Source organism: Psychrobacillus sp. MER TA 171 (assembly GCF_023713305.1).
Lineage (GTDB): Bacteria > Bacillota > Bacilli > Bacillales_A > Planococcaceae > Psychrobacillus.
Genome location: NZ_JAMAWN010000008.1, coordinates 110,393 through 133,941, shown reverse-complemented (window position 1 = coordinate 133,941; position 23,549 = coordinate 110,393). Strand labels below are relative to the sequence as shown.

24 protein-coding genes are annotated in these 23,549 nt (G+C 37.6%); 17 read left to right on the top strand and 7 right to left on the bottom strand.

Annotated features, from left to right (window positions below):
• Positions 1–95 precede the first annotated feature (95 nt).
• The 3 genes from M3627_RS09875 to M3627_RS09865 are packed head-to-tail and all read left to right on the top strand — an operon-like array spanning position 96 to position 4,849.
• Complete coding sequence (locus M3627_RS09875) at positions 96–1,262, top strand: exonuclease SbcCD subunit D (protein ID WP_251555428.1); 1,167 nt, start codon at positions 96–98, stop codon at positions 1,260–1,262.
• Positions 1,259–4,339 carry an SbcC/MukB-like Walker B domain-containing protein gene (locus tag M3627_RS09870; RefSeq protein WP_251555426.1) on the top strand — a complete coding sequence of 1,027 codons (3,081 nt, stop codon included), beginning with the start codon at positions 1,259–1,261 and terminating at the stop codon, positions 4,337–4,339. Before M3627_RS09875 ends, M3627_RS09870 begins: the two co-directional genes overlap by 4 nt.
• Before the next feature lie 12 nt (positions 4,340–4,351).
• Positions 4,352–4,849 (top strand): nucleoside deaminase, encoded by a 498-nt coding sequence (locus tag M3627_RS09865; RefSeq protein ID WP_285841684.1) that lies wholly within the window; start codon positions 4,352–4,354, stop codon positions 4,847–4,849.
• A gap of 118 nt (positions 4,850–4,967) precedes the next feature.
• Here M3627_RS09865 and M3627_RS09860 read toward each other — a convergent pair whose 3' ends face one another.
• Positions 4,968–5,348 (bottom strand): DUF5412 domain-containing protein, encoded by a 381-nt coding sequence (locus M3627_RS09860; protein ID WP_169359315.1) that lies wholly within the window; start codon positions 5,346–5,348, stop codon positions 4,968–4,970.
• A gap of 174 nt (positions 5,349–5,522) precedes the next feature.
• Positions 5,523–6,878, bottom strand: coding sequence for a M48 family metallopeptidase (locus M3627_RS09855; protein ID WP_169359314.1), 1,356 nt, complete (start codon positions 6,876–6,878; stop codon positions 5,523–5,525).
• A gap of 121 nt (positions 6,879–6,999) precedes the next feature.
• Here M3627_RS09855 and M3627_RS09850 point away from each other — a divergent pair, with 121 nt between their 5' ends.
• The 4 genes from M3627_RS09850 (at position 7,000) to M3627_RS09835 (ending at position 10,745) form a co-directional block, all read left to right on the top strand.
• Positions 7,000–7,827, top strand: a complete 828-nt coding sequence (locus tag M3627_RS09850) for an ABC transporter permease (RefSeq protein WP_169359313.1) — start codon at positions 7,000–7,002, stop codon at positions 7,825–7,827.
• A 5-nt stretch (positions 7,828–7,832) separates the two neighbouring features.
• Positions 7,833–8,612 (top strand): ABC transporter ATP-binding protein, encoded by a 780-nt coding sequence (locus tag M3627_RS09845; RefSeq protein ID WP_251555417.1) that lies wholly within the window; start codon positions 7,833–7,835, stop codon positions 8,610–8,612.
• 12 nt (positions 8,613–8,624) lie between these two features.
• Complete coding sequence (locus M3627_RS09840; protein WP_251555415.1) at positions 8,625–9,704, top strand: ABC transporter substrate-binding protein; 1,080 nt, start codon at positions 8,625–8,627, stop codon at positions 9,702–9,704.
• A gap of 588 nt (positions 9,705–10,292) precedes the next feature.
• The gene (locus M3627_RS09835) at positions 10,293–10,745 is read left to right on the top strand and encodes a YaiI/YqxD family protein (protein WP_169359310.1); all 453 of its coding nucleotides are present in this window, start codon (positions 10,293–10,295) and stop codon (positions 10,743–10,745) included.
• Here M3627_RS09835 and M3627_RS09830 read toward each other — a convergent pair.
• Positions 10,742–11,608 carry a glycerophosphodiester phosphodiesterase family protein gene (locus M3627_RS09830; RefSeq protein ID WP_251555412.1) on the bottom strand — a complete coding sequence of 289 codons (867 nt, stop codon included), beginning with the start codon at positions 11,606–11,608 and terminating at the stop codon, positions 10,742–10,744. The genes M3627_RS09835 and M3627_RS09830 overlap by 4 nt on opposite strands.
• Positions 11,609–11,830: 222 nt before the next feature.
• Here M3627_RS09830 and M3627_RS09825 point away from each other — a divergent pair, with 222 nt between their 5' ends.
• The 4 genes from M3627_RS09825 to M3627_RS09810 are packed head-to-tail and all read left to right on the top strand — an operon-like array spanning position 11,831 to position 16,098.
• Positions 11,831–12,961, top strand: coding sequence for an ABC transporter ATP-binding protein (locus M3627_RS09825; protein ID WP_251555410.1), 1,131 nt, complete (start codon positions 11,831–11,833; stop codon positions 12,959–12,961).
• A complete protein-coding gene (locus tag M3627_RS09820; protein WP_251555408.1) occupies positions 12,958–13,893 on the top strand; it encodes a carbohydrate ABC transporter permease in 936 nt (311 codons plus the stop codon). The genes M3627_RS09825 and M3627_RS09820 overlap by 4 nt, the downstream gene beginning before the upstream one ends.
• Positions 13,890–14,702: a carbohydrate ABC transporter permease gene (locus M3627_RS09815; RefSeq protein WP_251555407.1), complete on the top strand. Its 813-nt coding sequence runs from the start codon at positions 13,890–13,892 to the stop codon at positions 14,700–14,702. Before M3627_RS09820 ends, M3627_RS09815 begins: the two co-directional genes overlap by 4 nt.
• A gap of 34 nt (positions 14,703–14,736) precedes the next feature.
• Positions 14,737–16,098, top strand: a complete 1,362-nt coding sequence (locus tag M3627_RS09810; protein ID WP_251555404.1) for an ABC transporter substrate-binding protein — start codon at positions 14,737–14,739, stop codon at positions 16,096–16,098.
• 96 nt (positions 16,099–16,194) lie between these two features.
• Here the strand turns inward: M3627_RS09810 and M3627_RS09805 are convergent, their stop codons facing one another.
• The 3 genes from M3627_RS09805 to M3627_RS09795 form a co-directional block, all read right to left on the bottom strand.
• Positions 16,195–16,665: a hypothetical protein gene (locus tag M3627_RS09805; protein ID WP_251555402.1), complete on the bottom strand. Its 471-nt coding sequence runs from the start codon at positions 16,663–16,665 to the stop codon at positions 16,195–16,197.
• Positions 16,666–16,736: 71 nt separating this feature from the next.
• On the bottom strand, positions 16,737–16,961 hold the full coding sequence (locus tag M3627_RS09800) for an ATP-dependent Lon protease (protein WP_251555393.1): 225 nt from the start codon (positions 16,959–16,961) through the stop codon (positions 16,737–16,739).
• A gap of 32 nt (positions 16,962–16,993) precedes the next feature.
• Positions 16,994–17,287, bottom strand: coding sequence for a 3-isopropylmalate dehydrogenase (locus M3627_RS09795; RefSeq protein WP_251555391.1), 294 nt, complete (start codon positions 17,285–17,287; stop codon positions 16,994–16,996).
• 644 nt (positions 17,288–17,931) lie between these two features.
• Here M3627_RS09795 and trhO point away from each other — a divergent pair.
• Positions 17,932–18,876: an oxygen-dependent tRNA uridine(34) hydroxylase TrhO gene (gene trhO / locus M3627_RS09790; protein ID WP_251555389.1), complete on the top strand. Its 945-nt coding sequence runs from the start codon at positions 17,932–17,934 to the stop codon at positions 18,874–18,876.
• A gap of 215 nt (positions 18,877–19,091) precedes the next feature.
• Positions 19,092–19,529, top strand: a complete 438-nt coding sequence (locus tag M3627_RS09785; RefSeq protein ID WP_169359301.1) for a GNAT family N-acetyltransferase — start codon at positions 19,092–19,094, stop codon at positions 19,527–19,529.
• A gap of 60 nt (positions 19,530–19,589) precedes the next feature.
• Here M3627_RS09785 and M3627_RS09780 read toward each other — a convergent pair whose 3' ends face one another.
• Positions 19,590–19,802 carry a hypothetical protein gene (locus tag M3627_RS09780; protein ID WP_169359300.1) on the bottom strand — a complete coding sequence of 71 codons (213 nt, stop codon included), beginning with the start codon at positions 19,800–19,802 and terminating at the stop codon, positions 19,590–19,592.
• Positions 19,803–20,003: 201 nt separating this feature from the next.
• On the opposite strand from M3627_RS09780, the gene M3627_RS09775 reads away from it, so the two are divergent.
• From M3627_RS09775 to M3627_RS09760, 4 genes are all read left to right on the top strand, one after another.
• Positions 20,004–20,648 carry an FMN-dependent NADH-azoreductase gene (locus tag M3627_RS09775; protein ID WP_169359299.1) on the top strand — a complete coding sequence of 215 codons (645 nt, stop codon included), beginning with the start codon at positions 20,004–20,006 and terminating at the stop codon, positions 20,646–20,648.
• A gap of 566 nt (positions 20,649–21,214) precedes the next feature.
• The gene (locus tag M3627_RS09770; protein ID WP_169359298.1) at positions 21,215–21,598 is read left to right on the top strand and encodes a GntR family transcriptional regulator; all 384 of its coding nucleotides are present in this window, start codon (positions 21,215–21,217) and stop codon (positions 21,596–21,598) included.
• Between the two features lie 3 nt (positions 21,599–21,601).
• Positions 21,602–22,714 (top strand): DUF1648 domain-containing protein, encoded by a 1,113-nt coding sequence (locus M3627_RS09765; protein WP_251555387.1) that lies wholly within the window; start codon positions 21,602–21,604, stop codon positions 22,712–22,714.
• Positions 22,715–22,827: 113 nt separating this feature from the next.
• Positions 22,828–23,499, top strand: a complete 672-nt coding sequence (locus M3627_RS09760; protein WP_251555385.1) for an SOS response-associated peptidase — start codon at positions 22,828–22,830, stop codon at positions 23,497–23,499.
• The last annotated feature ends 50 nt before the right edge of the window (positions 23,500–23,549 follow it).

Genomic DNA, 23,549 nt, shown 5'->3' with positions numbered 1-23,549 from the left:
ATGAAATCTCGGCAAGTTAATATAACCTGTCCTCCTTAAATGATAAAATAGATATAAATTAACATAAAATCTTCAGTGTAGGAGGGTAATTACTCATGAAAATATTTCACACAGCCGACTGGCATTTAGGTAAATTAGTACAAGGAATCTATATGACAGAAGATCAGAGACATGTGTTGGCTTCATTTATAAAAGCAATTGAGGAAGAAAAGCCAGATGTAGTAATCATAGCAGGAGATTTATATGACCGTGCTGTACCACCTGCAGAAGCTGTAAATTTGTTGGACAATGTACTTGCAGAGATTGTATTAAAGCATCAGACTCCTGTTTTAAGTATTGCGGGCAACCATGACAGCCCAGGCCGTTTAAATTTTGGAAGAAACATTATGAAAGAAACTGGTTTACATATAGTGGGACAACTAACAAAAGAGTTTAATTCTGTGACAATCAGTGATGAATATGGAGAAGTAGAATTTCATCTAATCCCGTATATGGACCCTTCTCAGGTTAGGTTCATACTCGAGGATGAAACAATCACCAGTCATCAGCTAGCCATGAAAAAAATAGTGGAAGCTATTGAATTGCAAATGGATTTTTCAAAAAGACATGTATTTGTAGGACATGCCTTTGTTACTCCTCAAGGTCGGGAAGAGGATAATACTAGTGAGTCAGAAAGACCGCTTGCCATTGGTGGAGCTGAGTATGTAGATGCTTCGCTATTTAAGAACTTCAAGTACACAGCGTTAGGCCATCTTCATCAAGCACATTTTGTGCAAAATGAAACCATTCAATACGCGGGATCTCCTTTAAAATATTCCATTTCAGAGGAAAACCATAAAAAAGGCTTTCTAATAGTAGAAATAGATGAAAAAGGGTGTGCAAAAGTAGAAAAAAGATTACTTACCCCTAAAAGAGATATGCGCACAGTGGAAGGCTATTTGAATGACATTTTACAGCATCCTACAAGCGAGGATTACATTTTCGTGAAGTTACTAGATGAAACGCCAGTACTTTCACCAATGGAGCAAATTCGAACTGTATATCCAAATGCCATGCATGTAGAAAGAAAAGTATTCCAATCCTTTGGAATAGGAAAAGCAGAAGAACCAAAAAGTCGTCAGAAGATGGATGACTTAATGCTATTTGAATCCTTCTATGAGGAAATCAAGGGACAATCTCCGGCAGAGGAAACAAAAGAACTATTTAAGGAAGTACTTTCCGGATTGATGCTTGAAGAAAGAGAAGGAGGAAGCAGAGCATGAAGCCTATTCAGTTAAAAATGACAGCATTCGGTCCCTATAAATATACGGAAACGATTAACTTCCTGGATTTGATGGATCATCGATTATTTGTAATATCTGGAGCCACTGGAGCAGGAAAAACGACAATATTTGATGGAATAAGCTTTGCCCTTTATGGCTCTGGGAGTGGAGAGGATAGAAAAGATACAAAAATGTTGCGCAGTGATTTTGCATTGGATCAAACGCATACTTCTGTTGAATTGATATTTGAAATATTTAACCGCAAATATCGTATTTTAAGACAGCTTCCTCACGTTAAAAAAGGAAATAAAAGCTCAACGGGTGAAAAATATGAGTTCTTCGAAATAAAGGAGACAGGGGAAGTACCTGTTGTTGAAAGACAAATAGTTTCAGAGATTAACAAGAAAATAGAGGATATCATTGGACTTACTCAAGATCAGTTCAGCCAAATTGTCATGCTGCCACAAGGTGAATTTCGGAAGCTATTAACCTCTTCTACTGAAAACAAGGAAGCAATTCTTCGAAAAATATTTAAAACAGAACCCTACAGGCTGATTAATGAAAGACTTAAAGAGAAAAAATTAGTTGCTGAGGCAGAGCTTAAAAAAGAAGAAAACACGCGTAATAGTTATTCGGAACAGATTATGGCCTCTTTTCCAAAACGGGAGTCTATTCTTTTTGACCTCCTGGAGGAAGGTAATTATAATATATTCCAGTTAAAGGATGCTTTACAGGCAGAGACTAATTATTACCGAGATAAAATAGAAAAAGACGAGCTCCTCTGTGAAGAGGCATATGAAAATCAGGTAGCAAAGCAATCAGCCTATTACAATGCAAAAACCACCAATACCCAGTTGGAGGAGCTTGAGTTAAAAGAGCAAAACCTCCAGCGTCTTCTTAGTCAGGAAGAAACATGCAAAAAGGAAGAAAGTAGACTAGAGGCAGCAGAACGGGCAAATACTATAGAAGCAATCGAGAGTCACTATAAAGAAACAGTTACTGAAGGAAATTTAAAGGAAAGCTTATTGCTTAGAGCTAAAGAGGAGCTATCCTTAACATCTAATTCCTTAATTCAGATGGAAGAGGTCTATCTCAAAGAGTTAAGCAAAAAGCAAGACCGTGAGCAAAGTGTAGAAGCTTTAATCCAGCTAAATGCTCTATTACCTTTAATGGAAGACCTAGAAAAAAGGAAGCGGCAGTTAAAAGAGTTAGAGGTTAGGCAACGTAATCTCAAGGAGCAGCATGAACTTAAAATAGCTACATACCAACAAGCTAAGGCAAGCCACCTTTTGATGAAAAACGAAATAGAGAAACTAGAGGAGCAAGTAAATCCATTAGATAACAAGGTTCAACAATACTCTCAGATTAAAGGGCAATATCAACTAATGCAGGATTTTATACAGCAGGAGTCCAAGTTTGAGGAATTGAAGAGCATAGAAGAAAAGGAAGAGACGATATACCTGAAAGCCCAGCAAACTCTTCAATATGAAGAAGGCAGATGGCTTAATAATCAGGCGAGTATCCTTGCCTCTAGGCTCGTAGACGGCGAAGCTTGTCCTGTATGTGGTAGTACCGAGCATAAGCCAACAAGCACTTATACCCATGAAGCTATATTAACGGATGAGCAAGTGCAGATGCTGAAAAAAGATCTTACGAGTAAGGAAACTAGCTACTTAACTATACGTACCAAACGAGAGCATGCTCTTGAGAACATAGAAAAAATCTTGGAACAGCTAGAAGAGCTACAATTATCTATTCTAGATATAGAGCAAGTAAAAATGGATCTAAATCAGCTAGAAAATGAAATAGAAGGTCTCCGTTCTGATAAAGAAAGCTTAATTTCCTTAAAAGAAACGTACAAAACGAGTGTAAGACAAATAGAGGAATTAGAAGAAAACAAGAATAATATAGAAGCAGCTTATATCCATGCAAAGGCCGAATATGAGCAGGCAAATGCCGTCCTAGAGTCCAAACAAAGCTCTATCCCAAGTACAATTTCTAATCTTGAGGAGCTTCATGAACAAATTAATGCTGCTACTAAACAAAAGCTTCTATTAGAAGAAACATGGGAGAAGGCTCAAAAGCAACATAAAGATGCAGAGGAATCCCATACGAAAGCCCAAATGAGATTAGAGCATGCCATTCAATCCGCACAGGAAGCAATACTTAAGCAAGAGAAGGCTAAACAACAATTTTTACAATCGCTAGTAAAGGCTGGTTTTGAAACTAAAGAAGAGTATGAGGAAGCAAGAATGGATGAACCTGCGCGGAAGGCGTTAAGAGAACGTTGTGAAGCATATAAACAGGCGGTACATACATTTACCGAACAAGTGAAGGATGGTTATAAGAAGCTAGAAGGTAAGAGTAAAGTCGATTTGAACGCCCTTGAAGAAGAGTTAAGCCAACTTAAAACTGCATATGAATCTGCATTAAATACTTTGAATAGTACTAAGGAGTTTGTAAAAGCGGGCATAGAAATTCAAGAAAAAATAGCATTATCCAGCGATCGTATTGCTAAGTTAGAGCAACGAGTAAGTCATATTCTCGATTTATACGATTTACTTAGAGGGCAAAATCCTTTGAAAATTTCTTTTGAACGCTATATACAAATAGAGTACTTAGAACAGATTATTTATGCAGCAAATGAAAGACTCAAGCATTTATCGAATGGACAGTACCAACTAATGAGAAGTGATAGACAGGAAACCCACGGCAAGCAAAGTGGACTAGGTCTAGATGTATATGATGCTTACACTGGGCAAATCCGAGATGTTAAAACATTATCCGGGGGAGAGAAATTTAATGCCTCCCTATGTCTTGCGCTTGGTATGGCAGACGTCATCCAAAGCTATCGTGGAAGTGTAAGAATTGATACGATGTTCATCGACGAAGGTTTTGGTTCACTAGACGAAGAGTCTTTAAATAAAGCGATAGACACATTGGTAGATCTTCAAAAATCTGGACGCATGGTTGGTGTGATTTCTCATGTGAGTGAGCTTAAGTCGGCTATTCCTGCCATACTTGAAGTCGAGAAACTAAAAGAAGGCTACAGCCAAACAAAGTTTGTGATTAAGTAACGGAGGGATGTCATGGACTTGGATCGATATTTTTTAGAGATGGCGTTAGGGGAAGCAGAAAAAGCATTAGAGGAAAATACTTATCCAGTTGGAGCAGTTATTGTGGATGAACATTTTAATCTCGTTGCTAAAGGTAGAAATAGAGTACACCCTAGTCAGGATATTACGGCACATGCAGAAATGGATGCGATAAGAAATGCTGGGACTGCAATGTTTGATGCTAAAATTAAACACAAAAAATTTACGCTTTATAGCTCCCTCGAGCCTTGTCCAATGTGTACAGGAGGAATACTATTTGCTAAAATTCAGCGTGTCGTTTGGTTATTAAACGATGACCATGGCTTTGGAGGATATAAAAGACTGAAAGATGCCTCTGTCTTCTTAGAAAAATTTGATCGTATCGAAGTAATGGAAGAACCTTTTGAGGATTTAAAGAATAGACAGCAGGAATTAATGATTAGCTGGGAGACAAACGCAAATAATGTAACATCATTACGTAATAGGCATTAAGATGAAAAATATGCATAGTAAATGGTAGGTTTTTCCGGGTAAGTGATAAGTTATAAATACTCAATTATATAGAAGGAAAGCTCGCGGAATTTCATCTTCGCGAGCTTTTTTATGATTATTAATGTCTTCTAAAATCAAATTTATCCTTTGTAACATCTAATGTATGACCGTTAATTATTACTGTATTATTATCTTTCCAAGAAATACTTGCGCTTTCTTCTCGATAGTTCCAATAGATATTTTTAGTTTTATTATCTTTATCATTAAATACCAGCTCGCCACGAACAGAATATGATGTGGTTGCGCCTCCGTTCGTAACATATGCTTTTAATGTGTACTTTCCATTAGGTGAAATCTCTTCTGTAAGATATTCTCCTGTTGGTAACCTATTCATATCAAAAAAAGCCCAATATACTCCGTAGCCGACAAGTCCGACGATTAACAAGCTTCCAATGATGAAGACCTTTAATAGTTTATTTAATTTTTTTTTTATTGTCATTTACAGTTGGTTCATTGCATTCCAAATCTTATTACTTCCCCTCATTGGAATTATTAAAAAATAGACTATGCTAATTAATCAAAAAGTCGAATTGATTTCCGCACCAGCTGGACGCTTACCGCGACGGGAGTGATCTGTCCAAAACTAGGAGAGGATAGTTTTAAAATAGGTATTTCAATTTACTGGTTGAAGTAGACTATTCAATGTCTGTTCGAACTGCCCACTAGGAACACCTAGAATATTATTTCCCGAGTAACCTTCTGGGTCAACTACGGCCGGATCTGCCCCGTACTCATACAATAGAGCTGTCAATTCGTAATTCTCATGATAAAAGGTGGCTGTCAAAGCGTTGGAATAGAGATCCTTTGTGTTAGGGTCTGCCCCAGCCTCGAGTAAAATTTCTGCCATCATAATGTCATTTAAATATACTGCTTGATGTAAGGCAGTTGCCCCCTCTGTGTCTTTTTCTTCTAAATTTACCCCGCTAGCTATAAGCTCTCGCACCTTCGTATAGTCTCCATCCACGACTGCATTCATTAAAGGAGTGTAATTGTAAGTGTCTTGGTCTGAAGGTGAAGAGCTTGTATCTAGTGTCGACTCCTCCGAAGTTAAAGTATTTAATGCAGATTCATCCTCTAGCAGGTCATCAGGAAAAATGCTTGCATAGGTAAGAGAGCCTGCCAGGACTATTCCTATAATCCCTAAATAACCAATGAATAAAATACCAAATAATGCGCCTAAACCAAGAGCGATTTTATTAGCATTCGTATAGTAGGTAGGAGTCCCTTCTACTTGCATAAAATGACCGACTGCTTGGACTCTTTTAGGAGTGGGTGGGTGGGAGGATAAGACCTCGCCAAGCCATGTGAAAACATTGGACTCTGTGGAAATTTGCTCTAAATAGGCATCCTCATTTACCTCTTTATAGAGCTCCTTCCCAATACTTAAAATTGTAAGGCCACGCTTAGCAGCTGCCCCATCTCTAATGAAATAAGCTGCTTGACGATCACATGTATATTCACATGCACGACTATACGCCTGGGAAAGGAACGGCACTAAACGAGCGGGTGTAATTAATATATTTTTCCAAATGTGATTTCGTTTAATATGTGTAAGCTCGTGAGCTATGATGAAATCTAGCTCTGCATCGCCTTGCTCCCTAGCAAGCTCAAATACCTCTGAATAGAGCACAACCATATTCTTTCCTAAAAACCGGGTTGCAAAAGCGTTAAAAGCACCTTCGGAGTGAACTACAAATATATCTGGTACTTTTTTTAAATTCATATCTTCAGACATACGAGTTATTCGTTCATAGACATCTGGAAACTGCCTTTGGCTAACTCTGATACCATTTGATCGAATATAGCTAAGATTCATAAGATGTGCATATGTACTGATAAAAAATAAAACAAGAATGATTGCGATCCCAAAAATACTAGCTATAGCTATAACGTAAATTAATAAACTAAATAGGATGCTTAAAATAAAATATGGCATTTCTTTTGTGGATCTTAATTGTTTGTCTGTCATATTAACCCCCTCTTTCTTATTTTAAAATTACCAAAATCTACATTTTAAGTCAATTTCCATGTAGGTGTGGTCACATATTTTCCCCATTCGACATATTATTTTTAGAAAGAGGTGGTGAAAGATGCGCGATGAAAATGGGCTCGTGGATAGCGACTACGATCCCTATGAAACGGAACAAAAGGAATGGAAAAAGCAACAACTAAAAGAACGTGGTAAGCAGCTTTTAACAATTACTTCACCAATACTCATCTTAATCCTGTGGGAGGTCTTCTCACGAACGGGCATTTTAGATATACGCTTTTTCCCTCCTCCTACAGCAATAGTTTCGACATTTTTTGAGCTTGCTACAAGTGGGTTACTATGGACTCATGTATCAGTCTCTCTTTACCGAATTGCAATGGGCTTCCTACTCGGTGTAATTCCAGGTGTAATCATAGGGCTGTTAATGGGATTGTATGCTCCTATTCGACACTTTATATCCCCTATAGTAATGGCATTTATGCCGATTCCAACATTAGCTTTAATGCCAATCATCATTATCCTTTTCGGTATTGGAGATTTTTCAAAGGTAGTTACTATTGCAGGGAGTGTATTTTTTCCTGTCGTTATTAATACAGTGGCTGGTGTTTTGAACATAGATAGGGTACATCTCGATGTAGCCAAAAACTATGGTGCAAGTCCAAAGGATTTCTTTTTGAAAATTGCTTTCCCGGGTGCCTTGCCAGTTATGCTAGAAGGTATTCAAATGGGGCAGGCAATAGCTTTGTTAACAATCGTTGCTGCAGAAATGATGGGGGCAACCTCTGGTATCGGTTATTTAATCTGGACCTCTTATAAGGCATTCATGTTGAAGGAAATGTTCGTCGGTTTAGTGCTCATTTCTTTTTTTGGGTTTCTTTTTTCCCTTCTCCTACGTGGACTGCAAAAGAGAATTGTCCCATGGAGGTGAGTTAAATGAGCGGAAAAGTTAAAATTTCCATTGATAATCTTACGAAGATTTTCTATAAAAAAAGTAATAGTGTTACAGCTATAAAGGATATTTCTCTGCAGGTAGAGGAAGGGGAATTTATCTGTCTAGTTGGACCAAGTGGATGTGGAAAGACAACTCTTTTACGCATCCTTGCGGGACTAGAAACTCCGAGCTCTGGCTCCTTTTTAATTGTATCGGAAGCAGGGGAACGTCCGCTACAGTCTATGGTGTTTCAAGAAAAAGGGGTTATTCCTTGGCTGACCGTTGAAGAGAATGTTGCTTTTGGTTTAAAAATGAGGCACCTTCCAAAGGAATACGTTAAAAAGCAAACCGACTACTACTTAAAAAAGGTAGGTTTAAGTAAGTTTTCTTCGCTTTATCCAAAAGAGCTTTCTGGAGGGATGAAGCAACGGATTAGTATTGCTAGGGCTTTTGCCAATGATCCAGAAATTTTGTTAATGGATGAGCCATTTGCTGCCTTGGATGAACAAAACAAATTCATATTGCAGGAAGAGTTACTATCAATTTGGTCCGAAAACAAAAAGACCGTTTTATTTATCACTCATAGTATTGATGAGGCTTTGTTGCTGAGTGACCGTATCGTGTTATTGAGCTCTCATCCAGGTGAGATTGTAAGTGAGATAAAAGTTCCATTGCCAAGACCCCGTACAATGGAGCAGGTTAGGGCAAATACAGAAATGGCGGAACAGTTTATAACGATTTGGAATCATTTACAGCAAGAAGTTCAAAAATCGAGAAAATAAAGGAGGAAAGTTGTGAAGAAACGCTGGTTCATACTATTTGCATCTATTGTTCTTTTACTAGGTGCTTGTAGTCCAAAAGAAGAAGGATCTGACCATGTAGATGATGAAGTAAGTAAGGATAACCCTTCTGGAGACTTGGCACCGCTAAATAAGAAAGTAAAAGTAATTATAGCGGAAGACGGGGCTGCCTCTGGGGCAGGTTTTTACATTGCAAAAGAAAAAGGTTATTTTGAGGACTACAATATTGAAGTAGAGTTTGCGCAATTTGCAAATAGTGATGAAATGCTTCCTGCACTTGCTTCGGGAGACGTGGATATTGCCGGTGGGGTTTCAACTGCTTCATTTTTTAATGCCATTGCCCAAGGGATTGACGTAAAAATTATTGCAGACAAGGGACACAATGTGCCAGGTAAGTCGTATTTCTCATTCGTCATTGGAAACCACATGAAGGATGTCATCAAGGAGTATAAGGATTTTGAAGGAAAGCGTATTGCTGTTTCCTCTAAAAACTCGATTGATGAATTTATCTTTTTAGAAATGCTGAAGCATGCAGGATTAACACCTGAGGATGTAGAGTTTGTATTACTTGGAGACTTTGGAAGCATGCTAGGGGCGATAGAAAATGGTTCGATAGATGCTGCACTTCAAATTGAACCACTAATCGCCCAAGGGATTGAAAACGGATTTCATGAGCGCTTTGGAGACGCTACGGATTATGCACCGGAATCTCAAATCGCGATGGTTTTAGGTTCTCCTCAATTTATGAGTGAGGAACAAGATGTTTCGCTCCGATTCATGGCGGCCTATTTAAAGGGTGTCCGGGATTATAATGATGCATTTATAAAGGGTGAAGGAAAAGCTGAAATCATTGAAATTATGACAAAGTATACTTCACTAAAAGATCCAGTGTTATGGGAAAAAGTATTTGTTACAGGCTTAGACCCTAATGGAAAAATGTTTTTAGATGACGTGTTAAAGCAATATGACGTATATAAAGAAAATGGAGCAATTAGCGGTGACGTTGACTTTGATAAAGCGGTGGATACATCTATAACAGAAAAAGCAGTGGAGATATTAGGTGAATATAAGTAAAGGTTCAATATAAAAGGTATGGAAGCATATATCCATGCCTTTTGATTTATATAATTATTGGAGACTTTTAAAAACTAATTGTCAAATACACCTAAGGTATTTATTTAGAATAGAAACGGCGGGAAAAAGACTTGTGCGGCTGCACCTAAATTCATAAAGCTTTGCTAAAGTTATTGGTTGATTTTGACTAACCTATTCTTTTTTATAGTGACTGTAAACATAAACAAAGGAACTTTCAAATGGCTATTAAGAACATAAATAGATGATGAAATCAGCTTTGTTTATGCGAGTAAATTTATTAGTGCTTTATCGATGCTAAAGCTGTTCCCATTTATTGATTGGAGCGCCAGACGGCGACTCCTGCGGGATGAGTGAGACAGATAAGACATCACAACCACGCGCGTAAGCGATGGGTGATGGCTTATCGCTCACCCCGCGGAAAGCGTCCGGTTGGCGCGGAAATCAATTCTACCCTCTGATCTAAGATTTCTTTGCATCATAAATCAACCCTACCCTTTAACATAGCCATTCATAAAAATAATCATTTAGTATACAATGTAGGATATATAGCTGATAGGAGTGCTCAAAATGGTGAATGTACTAGTAGATGCGGACGGCTGTCCTGTCGTGGATTTAACGATTGATATCGCAAAACAGTTCGATTTGAAGGTAACGTTGTTATGCGACACTGCACATTATATGCAGAGGGAAGGTGCTGAAACAGTCATGGTTTCGAAAGGCGCAGATGCTGTAGACTTTGTGCTCGTCAATAAAGTGAATAAGGGCGACATTGTTGTCACCCAGGATTATGGTCTTGCAGCCATGGTTTTAGCTAAGCGAGGCTATGCAATAGACCAAAATGGAAGATGGTATACACCAGAGAATATAGACCAGCTATTAGAGAGTAGACATATATCCAAAAAAATAAGACAAGCAGGTGGCCGAATGAAGGGACCACGAAAACGTCAAAAAGAAGACAATGAGAAATTTGAAATTCATTTTAAAAGACTTTGTGAAAAAGTTTTGAAACAACAGATTTAATTTTGTGTACGATCTATTATTTCTAAAGCAACGTTAGGAGCATCTGCGAATATACCATCAGCCTTGTAAAGCAAGGCTTTTTTTATATCTGCTTCTCCTATCAAGGAAAACAGGTGTACCTTCAACCCATTTTCATGTGCTTCATGGACAAAGGTTCCATCTACAGCATTCACGTTGACGCCAATTCCACTTGCATAGGTTTTTAGGCTTTTCATTTCCTGGTTGGTAAATTTAGCCTCCTCTTTATTGCCGAGCAGTTGGATAAGGGGAATGCTTGGTTCAAGCTCATGAAATTCTATTAGGCTAGCACGGTTGAAGGATTGGACGATTACTTTTGGTACATCTTCTTCGTGATTTAATAAGTTATATTCTTCTAACAAAGCAAGCAATTCCTCCTCCATTTCCTCATATATTTTTGGGGATTTCATCTCGATATAGTAGTTGACTCTATCTCCAAAATTATCAAATATTTCTCTTAATGTAGGAACTCGTGCCTTTTCAAATGCAGTATTGGCGAAATCTGGATATGTATCATTAAACCATTTCCCGGCATTCAACTTTTTTAATTCCTCTAATGTGTAATCTTTGACTAACCCTTCACCTTCAGTAGTGCGGTCTACTGTTTCATCATGCATAGCAACTAATACTCCATCTTTCGTCATTTGTAAGTCAATTTCAATATAAGTAGCTCCTAGCTGCTCAGCAACCTCATAAGCGACCATTGTATGCTCTGGTGCATAAGTAGACGCTCCTCTATGCGCGATGATAAAAAACTCTTCTGAAGCAATGGGCGTCACTTCTTTCCCTACACATCCACTAACAATCAAAACAAATATAAGTAGGATTATTTGATATTTACGCATAAGTTTATCCTCCAAGAACTGTAAACTTTTTGTATGAAATTAAATATTCTGTAAATATTGTAAATTTCTTTGATTTAGAATATTATTTTTAGTAATATGGTGAAGAAAAGATTACATAGCTATGGAAAAATGGTAAAAAAACATATTTTACTAGCTTCCATAGTAAAATCTATAAACTTGATGCTTAGGTAACATAATCGATTAGAGAATGGGGGAAATCTTTTGAAGCGAGTAGAGTTGATTGATATCTCTAAATCATACGACAAACAATCTAACGTTATTTCTAATATTAACGTAACGATTGAACCAGGGGAATTCTTTGTACTTGTTGGTCCATCGGGGTGTGGAAAAAGTACAATGCTTCGTATGATTGCGGGATTAGAAGAGATAACAGGAGGAGTGCTCAAGATTGGTGAGCAGGAAGTGAATGATTTACCTCCAAGTAAGCGTGATTTATCTATGGTATTCCAGAACTATGCTTTATACCCGCATCTTTCGGTAGAAGAAAATATTCAATTTGGTCTGCATGTAAAAAAAATCTCTAAAGAAGAACGTAACAATCGAACAATAGAGGTTGCTCAAATGCTAGGGCTTTCTGATTACTTAAAACGTAAGCCAAGAGAACTTTCCGGTGGACAAAGACAACGAGTTGCTCTTGCCCGAGCTATTGTAAACCAAGCTCCAATTTGTCTAATGGACGAACCATTATCTAACTTAGATGCTAAGCTTCGTGCACACATGAGATCTGAAATTAGACAAATCCAGCGCAGACTTGGAATTACTATGATTTATGTAACGCATGATCAAATTGAGGCGATGACAATGGGTGATCGCATTATGATTCTACATGAAGGATCTATCCAACAGATAGGTAAACCAATTGATATTTATAATAATCCAGCCAATCCTTTTGTGGCTACCTTTATTGGTTCACCTCCTATGAATATTGCTGAAGGCATAGGAAGTAAAGAACAGCGTGCTATTGTGTTAAATGATTTAATTACTATTTCCGTACCAGATGAGGACGCACACTACCTGACAGACAAAGTTATTGTTGGTATTCGTCCGGAGCATATAAAAGCAGCGACTAAGGATTCGACCGCTGAGGAAAAGGTATTTGTAGAAATTGTAAATGTAGAAATTTTAGGAAATGAAACTGTATTTTCATTTACGTTGAATGATCAGCAATGGCAAGTGAAATGGAGCGGCCAATGGCAGATAGCTGTGGGTGATAAAATACCAGTCATCATGAACTATGATTCCTTTTGCTTCTTTGATAGCGTAACAAAGGAGATTATTAAAAAACCTTCTGATGTAGAAAACCATGTATTTGGTAAAGAGGTATTTGTATGACAGTAGTGAAATCAAACCATGTCACTGCTGTTAGATTTAAGCAAAAGAAAGGTTTCTGGAAGCGCTCACTAAATGCCCGAACAGCTCTATTATATTTATTGCCATCTATTATCTTATTTTCCGTTTTTGTTTTTTATCCAATGTTTCGCACCATTTATTTAAGCTTTTTCTTAACCAACCAAGCAGGAGAGGCTGCAGTGTTTGTTGGTCTGGAAAACTATGCTTATTTGCTTGAATCGTCTGCTTTTCTAAACAGTATAAAGGCCACATTCCTATTTGTACTATATACAGTGCCTACTGGAATTATTATTGCGCTAGGCCTCGCATTACTTGCCAATGAAAAGCTAAGAGGAATCGGTTTCTTTCGTACAATCTATGCTTCCACTATGGGGGTTTCTGTAGCAGCTTCCTCCGTTGTGTGGCTATTCTTATTCCACCCAAGTATTGGGATGTTCAACAAAGTGCTTGCCATATTGAATCTTCCACAAGTCGAGTGGCTTCTAGATCCAACATGGGCTTTGCTGTCGGTGTCTTTAACAACGATTTGGTTGAACACTGGCTTCTGCTTCCTCATATTGCTAGGGGGACTACAAAATATTGATGAACACTTATATGAAAGTGCTCGTATTGACGGAGCAAGCTATTGGTATCGTTTGAGAAGAATCACTATACCAATGCTCTCTCCCACCTTATTTTTTATTATTACCATCTCTCTCATCAATGCGTTTCAAACGTTTGGACAGGTGGATATCTTAACAAAGGGCGGGCCCTCCCAATCCACTAACTTAATCGTGTATTCCATTTATCGAGAGGCATTTGTTAACGCTCAATTTGGTACTGCAAGTGCTCAAGCGGTGTTCTTATTTATATGTATTTTACTCGTTACAATTTTACAATTTAAGCTAGGGGAAAAGAAGGTGCATTACCAATGAGAATACTAAAGCGCTCCATTGTGTATTTTTTATTGATCGTTACTGCACTGATTATGTTTTTCCCGATCATCTATGCCTTGATGGTGAGCTTCATGACGGGAGGCGAAATTTTACAAGGAAAATTCTTGCCTTCTTCTTTTAGCTTTGATAATTATGTGAAGGTGTTTGATCGATTGCCTCTATTAAACTATTTGATTAACAGTTTCATTGTTTCGTTCGGGGTTATGCTTGGACAGCTGGTCGTATGTAGTTTAGCGGCCTATGCCTTTGTCTTTATCCCATTCAAAGGAAGGGACTTTGTATTTTTCCTTTTTATCTCCACGATGATGATTCCATGGGAAGCAACAATGATTCCCAATTTCTTTACCATTCAAAATCTTAACTGGCTTAACACATACCAAGGGATGACACTACCGTTTTTTGCCTTAGCCTTCGGGACATTTTTACTTAGACAGCATTTCAAAACAATACCGAAGGAGCTGCATGAGGCATCTCAGATTGCAGGACTCAGTAGATTTGCGTTTTTTGTTCGTGTCATCTTGCCGGTTTCTAAAACTAGTTTAGTAACATTAGGCGCTTATGGTTTCTTAACGACTTGGAATATGTACCTTTGGCCTTTATTAGTTACAACCAACAATTCCGTAAGAACCGTACAAATTGGCTTGAAACAGCTCCAGTCACAAGAGGTTGCAACAGAATGGGGGGTGGTTATGGCAGGGGTAATCGTTGTTATTATTCCAACACTACTACTATTGTTTTTAGGTCAAAAGCAATTGCAAAAAGGGTTAACGCAAGGGGCTCTAAAATAACAGTTGTTCCAAACTAAAAAAAGAGGTGTATGACATGAGGAAGAAGTTTAAGTTTACATGGTTATTCATGATTTTGTTAGGTATTCTAGCATTAGCTGCATGTACAAATAGTGATGACAGTTCATCCACAGAACCTGTACAAAAAAGCGATGAGGATGTTGAAAAATCCGAAGAAGGTAAAACAGTCATCTCCTTTTGGCACGCGATGTCAGGTTCAGGGCAAACAGCTCTTGATAATATTGTCGCTGACTTTAATGCATCCCAGGATGATTACGAGGTAAAGGCAGAATTCCAAGGATCATATGAAGAATCGTTAACTAAGCTTCGTAGTGTTGGGGGTACTGCAGACGCTCCGGCCATAACGCAGGTGTTTGAGGTAGGTACTAAATATATGATTGAAAGTGGATTTATCGAGCCAATGCAAAAGTTTATCGATGAAGATAACTATGACTTGTCTCAATTAGAGGAGAATATCTTAAATTATTATTCTCTTGATGGAGAGCTATATTCTATGCCATTTAACTCCTCTACGCCAGTAATGCTATACAACAAGGATGCTTTTAAAGCAGCCGGCTTGGATCCTGAGAACCCTCCTAAAACGTTCCAGGAGGTAATTGATGCAGCAGCTAAGCTTAAAACAGATGAGATGAAAGGCTTTTCTATGCTAACATATGGCTGGTTCTTCGAGCAGCTAGTAGCCACACAAGGTGGACTTTATGTAAATGAAGACAACGGTCGTGCTGGTGACGCGACAGAAGCGGTTTTTAATGGAGAAGAAGGTCAACGCGTGTTTGAATTCTTAAATACTATGAACGAGGCTGGTACATTTGGTAACTTCGGAACGAACTGGGATGACATTCGTGCAGCTTTCCAATCAGGGAAGGTAGCTATGTATATGGATTCCTCCGCAGGTGTACGAGGAATTATTGATAATGCACCATTTGAAGTGGGCGCTGCATACATTCCTTATGCAGACGAAGTAGATCGTAAAGGCGTTGTAATTGGAGGAGCCTCTCTATGGATGTCTAAAGGAATTGCTGAAATTGAGCAAAAAGCAGCTTGGGAGTTCATGAAGTATTTAACTACTCCAGAAGTTCAAGCTAAGTGGCATTTAGATACAGGGTACTTTGCGATTAACCCATCTGCATATGAAGCAGACATTGTTAAAGAAGCATGGGAAGAGATGCCACAGTTAAAAGTAACAGTAGAACAGCTACAAAGCACAGAGCCATCTATCGCTACTCAGGGTGCCTTAATATCGGTGTTCCCAGAATCTCGTCAGCAAATCGTGACAGCGTTGGAGAATTTATATCAAGGGATGGATCCTAAAGAAGCGTTAGATGTAGCAGCAGAAGGAACTAACCGCGCAATCGAGATTGCTAATAGAACAAAATAATAAAACAAGCAGATAGCTTAGGCTTTCTGCTTGTTTTTTAAGTAATTTAAAGAAAAGGTACAGGGCGGTTAAATATGAATCTCCGAGCTTACTTTATTATCTAGCTAAATCTCCAAATGCAGAAGTAAACTCCTTTCTTATCTGAATAATGAATTTTATAGGTTCTTCAGTATTATCTTTAGTACTTAAATTCTTGCGTTCCTTTCCTTCATACCAAAATCTCTTACCATCAGAGGTCTTTTTAAGCTCTTCATCGCCGTCAAAGTATATTTCGACACCTTTTTCCTTATAATATTCATGCACTTCTTTTTCACTAAGTTCAGAATAAAACTTTTGGAAGACAACGACAGTTGGTCGTCCCCCACTCCCCCATGGTCCTCCACCATAAGCAACTCCAAAGTCAAATCCACGGTCAAGCTCTTTTGTCTCAGGAGGTAGAGGAGTAGAAAAGAATTTCTTTGCAAATTCTTCTGCGTTCTTTTTGTCTTGGCTAAAAAAAGAAACAGCCAAACATACAATGGCCAAAATAGTTAATAAGATAATCAAAATCTTAAATTTATTATTCAAAGAGTTTCTCCCATCTTAATGCAGAGTACTATTTTTAGTTCAATAAAATAACGTATTCACTTTCTTGCATATTAAGTTTGTTTTTCGTCTCTCTCTTCTATATATCTTTCGTAGGCTTCTTTTACCTTGTCATTGCTATTGGCTGGTACTACTTGTCTATGAATCTCTTTAATTAAAATAAATGACCTGAAAATAACTCCCACAACAATTACACATACGATAAAAATTCCAATAGGATTGTGAATAGCCAAAAAACCTAAAAGCCCGGCTAATAAAATGCATAACAATAACTTCACAAAAATACCCCCGTATTCTACCTAGACATAAACTATGTTGTTTTGTGGTTAAATCTTTTTATTACGCTTGCTAAAATGGCGATTAGAAAAACAATAACACTATTTATTAGTAGATAGTATGCTACTTGCAGACCATAAAATATTGCAAAAGGATCATTAATAACAAATACTGTTAGTGCACCACCAATAGAGCCAAACAAAACCCCCAGACATAATATAGTAAAAGCAGAGTAATATAGACTTTTCTTTTTTCTGTAAGTTAGAAATCCAATAATATTGGCAATAACAATAAAAAAGACTAAAAGTATTATGAAAAAACTATCCATTTGAACCTCCGTCAGTAAATTATTTGCCAGCACAACTAAAAATATTACTTGTGTTGATCATTAAGTTTAAGTGTAACATTTTACTAACTATTCCATATATAGAAAAATAAAACCTTGAAATAATAGATAAAAAGTGGTCACTGTTGTTATAACCTATCAGATATTAAAAATTTATAGCTTTGTTAAAGTTATTGGTTGATTTTGACTAATAATTCTTTTTTGCAGTGACTGCAAACATTAAAAAAGTAAACATTCAAATGACTTTAAAAACATAAATAGATATGAATTGGGGTTGGTACAGTTTGTCTACTTTGTTTCTGCGAGTAAGTTAATAAGCACTTTATCGATGAATTAAAGCCTTTCCCATTTATTGATTGGAGCACCAGACGGTGACAAAAGCAGGGATGAGTGAGACAAATAAGACATCACAACCACGAGCTTTCATCCCGAGTGATGGCTTAATGCTCACCACGAGGAAAGCGTCCGGTGGTGCAGAAATCAATTCTACTTTCTGATTTAAGGATTCATAATCAACTTTTTTAATTACTTCTCGTTTATTTTTTGACAAAACTAACTATTTAACTTCCCTCTTTAAATTTGTTATGATAAAGCGATGGACAAAATTTGAAAAGGTGGAGTAAAAAATGGACACAAATGCATACAGAGTATTACTTTACTACAAATACGTCCCAATTGAAGATCCAGTAACATTTGCACAAGAACATCTTGCTGCATGTAAGGAACTAGGGTTAAAAGGGCGTATTTTAGTATCGAACGAAGGTATAAACGGAACTTGTTCCGGAACAATTGAACAAACAGACGCATACATGAACATGATGAAAGCAGATGAACGTTTTGCTGACATGGTGTTTAAAATAGATGAAGCGGAAGGACATGCATTTAAGAAAATGCACGTTCGCCCTAAGCGCGAAATTGTTCACTTAGGATTAGAGGAAGATATCAATCCTAATGAATTAACAGGTAAATACCTATCTCCAAAAGAATTTTATGAGCAAATGCAAGCCGAAGATACAATAGTTATTGATGCTCGTAACGATTACGAGTTTGACTTAGGTCATTTCCGCGGAGCAATCCGTCCGGATATTCGTAATTTCCGTGATCTTCCTGAGTGGATTCACGATAATAAAGAGCTTTTTGAAGGTAAAAAGGTATTAACGTATTGCACAGGCGGAATTCGCTGTGAAAAATTCTCTGGTTGGTTAGTTAGAGAAGGATTCGAGGATGTGGCTCAACTGCACGGAGGTATTGCTACCTATGGTAAAGACCCAGAAGTTCGTGGTCAGCTATGGGATGGTCAAATGTATGTATTTGATGAGCGTATTGCTGTTCCAATTAATCAAGTAGAGCATGTGGTTGTAGGAAAAGATCATTTCACTGGAGAGCCTTGTGAACGTTACGTAAACTGTGCAAATCCAGACTGTAATGACAAAATTTTATGTTCGGAAGAAAATGAACATAAGTATCTTCGCAGCTGTTCACACGAATGTCGTGTACACCCGCGTAATCGCTATATTGTAGAACATAAATTGACGGATGAAGAAGTGGAAGCAAGATTAGCTGCTATCTAATTTCGTTTGTTAAAAAAGACTGTGCTTTTACGCGCAGTCTTTTTTTACTTTTTTTAAGACGAGTCTGCATCAGCAAATAAGCTTTAATGGGTACGTGAATGACGCCATTCTATTTGTGGAAGGATAGAAATATATTGATGTAATAGAGGTTATTCGCTTCTGTATATCGAAAGTTACTAGGAGTTCGTTTTTACAAATAGAATGGAGGAGCGTATATGGCAATCGAAGTAAGAAGAATTTCTGATTTGAATGAGGTCGACGTATCCAAGCTAATTCAAGAAAGCGAAAAAGAAGGGTACCGTTTTGTATCTAGGCTAGCTGCTGAGTATGAGGATGGTACAAACAGGTTTAGTGAGCAAGGAGAGGCACTATATGGTGCTTGGAATGAAGGAGAGCTAGTGGCAATTGGAGGCTTAAATCGAGATGTTTTAGGAGCAGATTCTGCTAGATTGCATCGTTTTTATACGTTGCCCGATTACCGTAGAAAAGGAATCGGCAGTGAACTTTTTAAAGCAATTTTAGAGGATGCTAAAGGTCAGTTCAACGAAATCACCACTAAAACCGAATCCATGAAAGCGGATGCTTTTTATCGGGCAAACGGCTTTATATTTGACCGCAGATCTCCTGACACCACTCATGTAATAGGACTTTAAATAACAATTCTATAAGGTGCTCTTTGTGAAGTTATTTTTACAAGGAGCACCTTTTTATATTTAATTCTTAGGTTCCTCTAGATGCTTTTCTTCTCGCATAGCTTTTCGCTCCAAAAGCATAAAAGCCTCGTTTTCTAAACGCAAAAGTTCTATCTCTAATTCCTTTTGTTTATGCTGCTGTTGTTTCACTGTTACGTAGCCACCCATAGCGATTAAACTCAGCAAGGATAAGCCAATAGTTGAAAAAATAAAGATAGCAATAATATCCTCCAAGAAATGCACCTCCCTTTATATAAATAGTATAACAAATACATTAATAGTTAAAGTTTCCAAGGATAAGAAAAACATAGAAGCAAATAACTAACAGGAGCTAACCTTTTGACAGTCTTCTTATATTAATATAATATAGAGAAGTCTCGAATTTGAGATAAATAAAAATATAAAATATATGGATATTATAGAGGAGTTATAAAAATGAACGTATTAGTAGTAAAAGCAAATAACCGACCAGCAACAGAAGCAATTTCAAGTAAAATGTATGAAACTTTCATGGCTGAACTTGAAGGTAAAGACGTAAACGTAACAGTTTATGATGTATATGAAGAGGATACTCCATACTTCGGACAAGACCTTTTCAATGCTTTCGGTAAAGTACAAACTGGTGGAGAGTTGACGGACGTTGAATCTCGCTTATTAGCAGCTAAACAAAAAGCAATGGATCTATTAACTGCTGCAGATGTTGTAGTATTTGCATTCCCATTATGGAATCTAACAATCCCTGCTAAATTACAAACTTTTATTGATTATGTATATGCTGCAGGCTTTGCATTTAAATATGATGCACAAGGCAACATGGTTCAATTAATGACAGATAAAAAAGCAATCTTCTTAAACGCTCGTGGTGGAATTTATTCTACACCTGAGGCAGCGCCAATGGAAATGGCTGTAAACTATATGCGTGCAGTATTTGGTGGAGTATTCGGTATGCAAATCATTGATGAAGTAATTATTGAAGGTCATAATGCTATGCCTGCTAAAGCACAAGAAATTATCTCTGCAGGTATGGAAGAAGTAAAAGCTTCTGCTCAACGCTTAGTAGAGTTAACAGTAAAAGGATAATAAACATATTTGGAGCCGGCAAGATCCTCAGAGATCTTGTCGGCTTTTTTTTTATAGGAGAGATTCTTATCAATGGAGGGCTAGAATGCATCCCGATACAAAGAGGCACGGAATGTAGTAAATCGACTCAAGGTATGTCAGTCCCACAATTGATTACTAAACTGAAAATTTTTAATAGTGCCGGTCCCCATTACGATAAATTATGAAGTATGGTTGGAGACAGTTTTCCGACTTTGTTTATGCGATTAAATTTATTAAATGAACTTTACCGACGGATCAAAGCCGTTTCTAATTATTGATTGGAGCACCAGACGGCGACTCCGGCGGGATGAGTGAGACAGATCAGACATCACAACCACGCGCGTAAGCGATGGGTGATGGCTTATCGCTCACCCCGCGGAAAGCGTCCGGCTGGGGCGAAAAATCAATTCTACTTTCTGATGTATTTGCATCATAAATCAACTCTACCTTTTAACATAGCCAAAAATAAAAACATTTTGATATACTACATATAGAACAGTGTGTTATAATATACATAGAACAAGAGGTAAATAGGAGGTCATGAAATGTTTATAGAGATAAAGCCGAATTCATCTGTGCCGATCTATTTACAGCTAGCGCAACAATTGATGGAAGGAATGGCTAGAGGAGAGCTAAAGCCAGGGGATTCCTTGCCATCTGTTAGAAGCTTTGCCGCTGATTTGGGTATGAATATGCATACGGTTAATAAGGCTTATCATCTTTTGGAAGAGAAAGATTTCATTCAAATTGTTCCGAAATCAGGGGTAATTATACAACCAAAAGGCATGGAAAAAGCAACAGATCAACAAAAGCAATTGTTAGCTGAACAGATTCGCCCATTGCTAGCAGAGGGGATGGTATTGCAACTTTCAGAGGAAGAAATGGTTGTAATGGTACGAGAGCTTGTTCGACATATTAAGGAGGGGTAAATAATGATTTTGTTGTTATTTGGATTTATTCTTTTATTTATTACGATTTTACAGGCATACATTCCAAGATTTCTAAAACCAACGATTGTTTTTGGTGTAAATGTTCCTGAGCAGCATGAAAAGGACAAGGAAATCCTTCAGTTAAAAAATAGATACACAGCTGTAGTTCTTTTTGGTGGGTTAGTTATTTTTGCGGGCTATATTGCTTGGGCGTTGCTTCAAAATCCTCGGGAAGAGGTATTGGCTCTTGTTAGTGTTGGAATTCAAATTGGTGTTCTATTTTTGAGCGTTGCCTATTACTTCATCATGCATACGAAAATGAAGAAATTAAAAGAGAAGCGTCGCTGGTTTTCCGACAAAAATGAAGTCAAAGTAGTTGATTTAGGATTTCAAGAGAAGCTTCAACTGCTGCCGAGAATTTTATTTATTATTCCCATGATTGTATCGATTGGGCTTATATTTTATACGCTTATAAAATATCCACAGATGCCGGACATGATTCCTACTCATTGGGGTCCGACTGGGGAAGCAGATGCTTTTAGTGAGAAAAGCTATCTTACTGTTATTTCCCTTCCACTAATTTTATTGATAATGCAGGTAATGTTTTTATTTACTAGCGAGGGAATTAAAATGTCGGGAACAAGCATTAGCCCTCAACGCAAAAAAACTTCCGTTAAGCAGCAGCTTGCATTTCGGAAATACTCTAGCTGGCTCTCTTTTGTCATGTCGGTAGGAGTCACCTTGCTGATGGGATATCTTCACTTACAGACAATACATCCTGAAATAACCTCATCCCTAGTTATGATTGCTTTACCAATAGGATTTTTGGTGCTTGCTTTTGCTAGTGTAGGTATTTTTACTGTAAAAGTTGGTCAAGGAGGATCACGTTTGAAAGTAGGGGAGGAAGAAGTGGTTGCAGGAAATCCTCATAGTACATCTGTAGATGATGATCGATTTTGGAAGGGCGGTATTTTCTATATCAACAAAGATGATCCAAGTGTTTTTGTAGAAAAACGCTTTGGAGTTGGCTGGTCTGTCAACTTTGCAAGACCGTTAGCCTGGTTATTTATTTTAGGACCTATCGTACTCATTATTGGTATTTCATTTCTCTTATAGAAAATGTCTCTAGAGTAAAACACTCTAGGGATTTTTTTAATTTTTGCCTGCGTTTGAACGAACAATAAATAGGAAAAGGATATAGGACAGATAACAGAAAGGAAGGTTCTCTTATGTGCGGACGTTTTAGTCTATATACGGATATGGAACAGATGAAAGAACGATTTGATGTGCAGTTTGTATCCAATGAAGAGGATTATTATCCTAATTATAATATAGCCCCCTCTCAGTCTGTCGTAGCTATTATTAACGATGGAACCAGCAATAGAATGGGGCAGCTACGGTGGGGGTTGATACCCAGCTGGGCGAAGGACGAGAAGATAGGTTACAAAATGATCAATGCAAGGTCCGAAACAGTTGATGTAAAACCTAGCTATCGCAATGCTTTTACACAACGAAGATGTATCATACCTATGAATTCCTTTTATGAATGGATCGCAAATGAAAAGGAAAAGATTCCAATGCTTATAAAAATGAAAAACAATGAACTATTTGGAGTAGCCGGAATATGGGAGACCTGGAAAAGGGAAAATGAAGAAACGGTTCATTCCTGCACTATTCTCACAACCGAAGCTAATTCTTTAGTAAAGACTATTCATGATCGTATGCCAGTCATACTACCACCAGAAATGTTCGGGAATTGGTTAGATCCAAACCTTCGTGATAAAGATAGGCTTAAAGCAATGTTAAGCCCTTTTGAATCAGCCTTAATGGAGGCTTATCCAGTTTCGAAGGAAGTAAATACTCCAAAAAATAATTACGCTGAGCTCTTAAACTCATTATAAAATAACTACCTGTAACAAAAAAGACAGGCTCCTAAAAGCCCGTCTTGTGA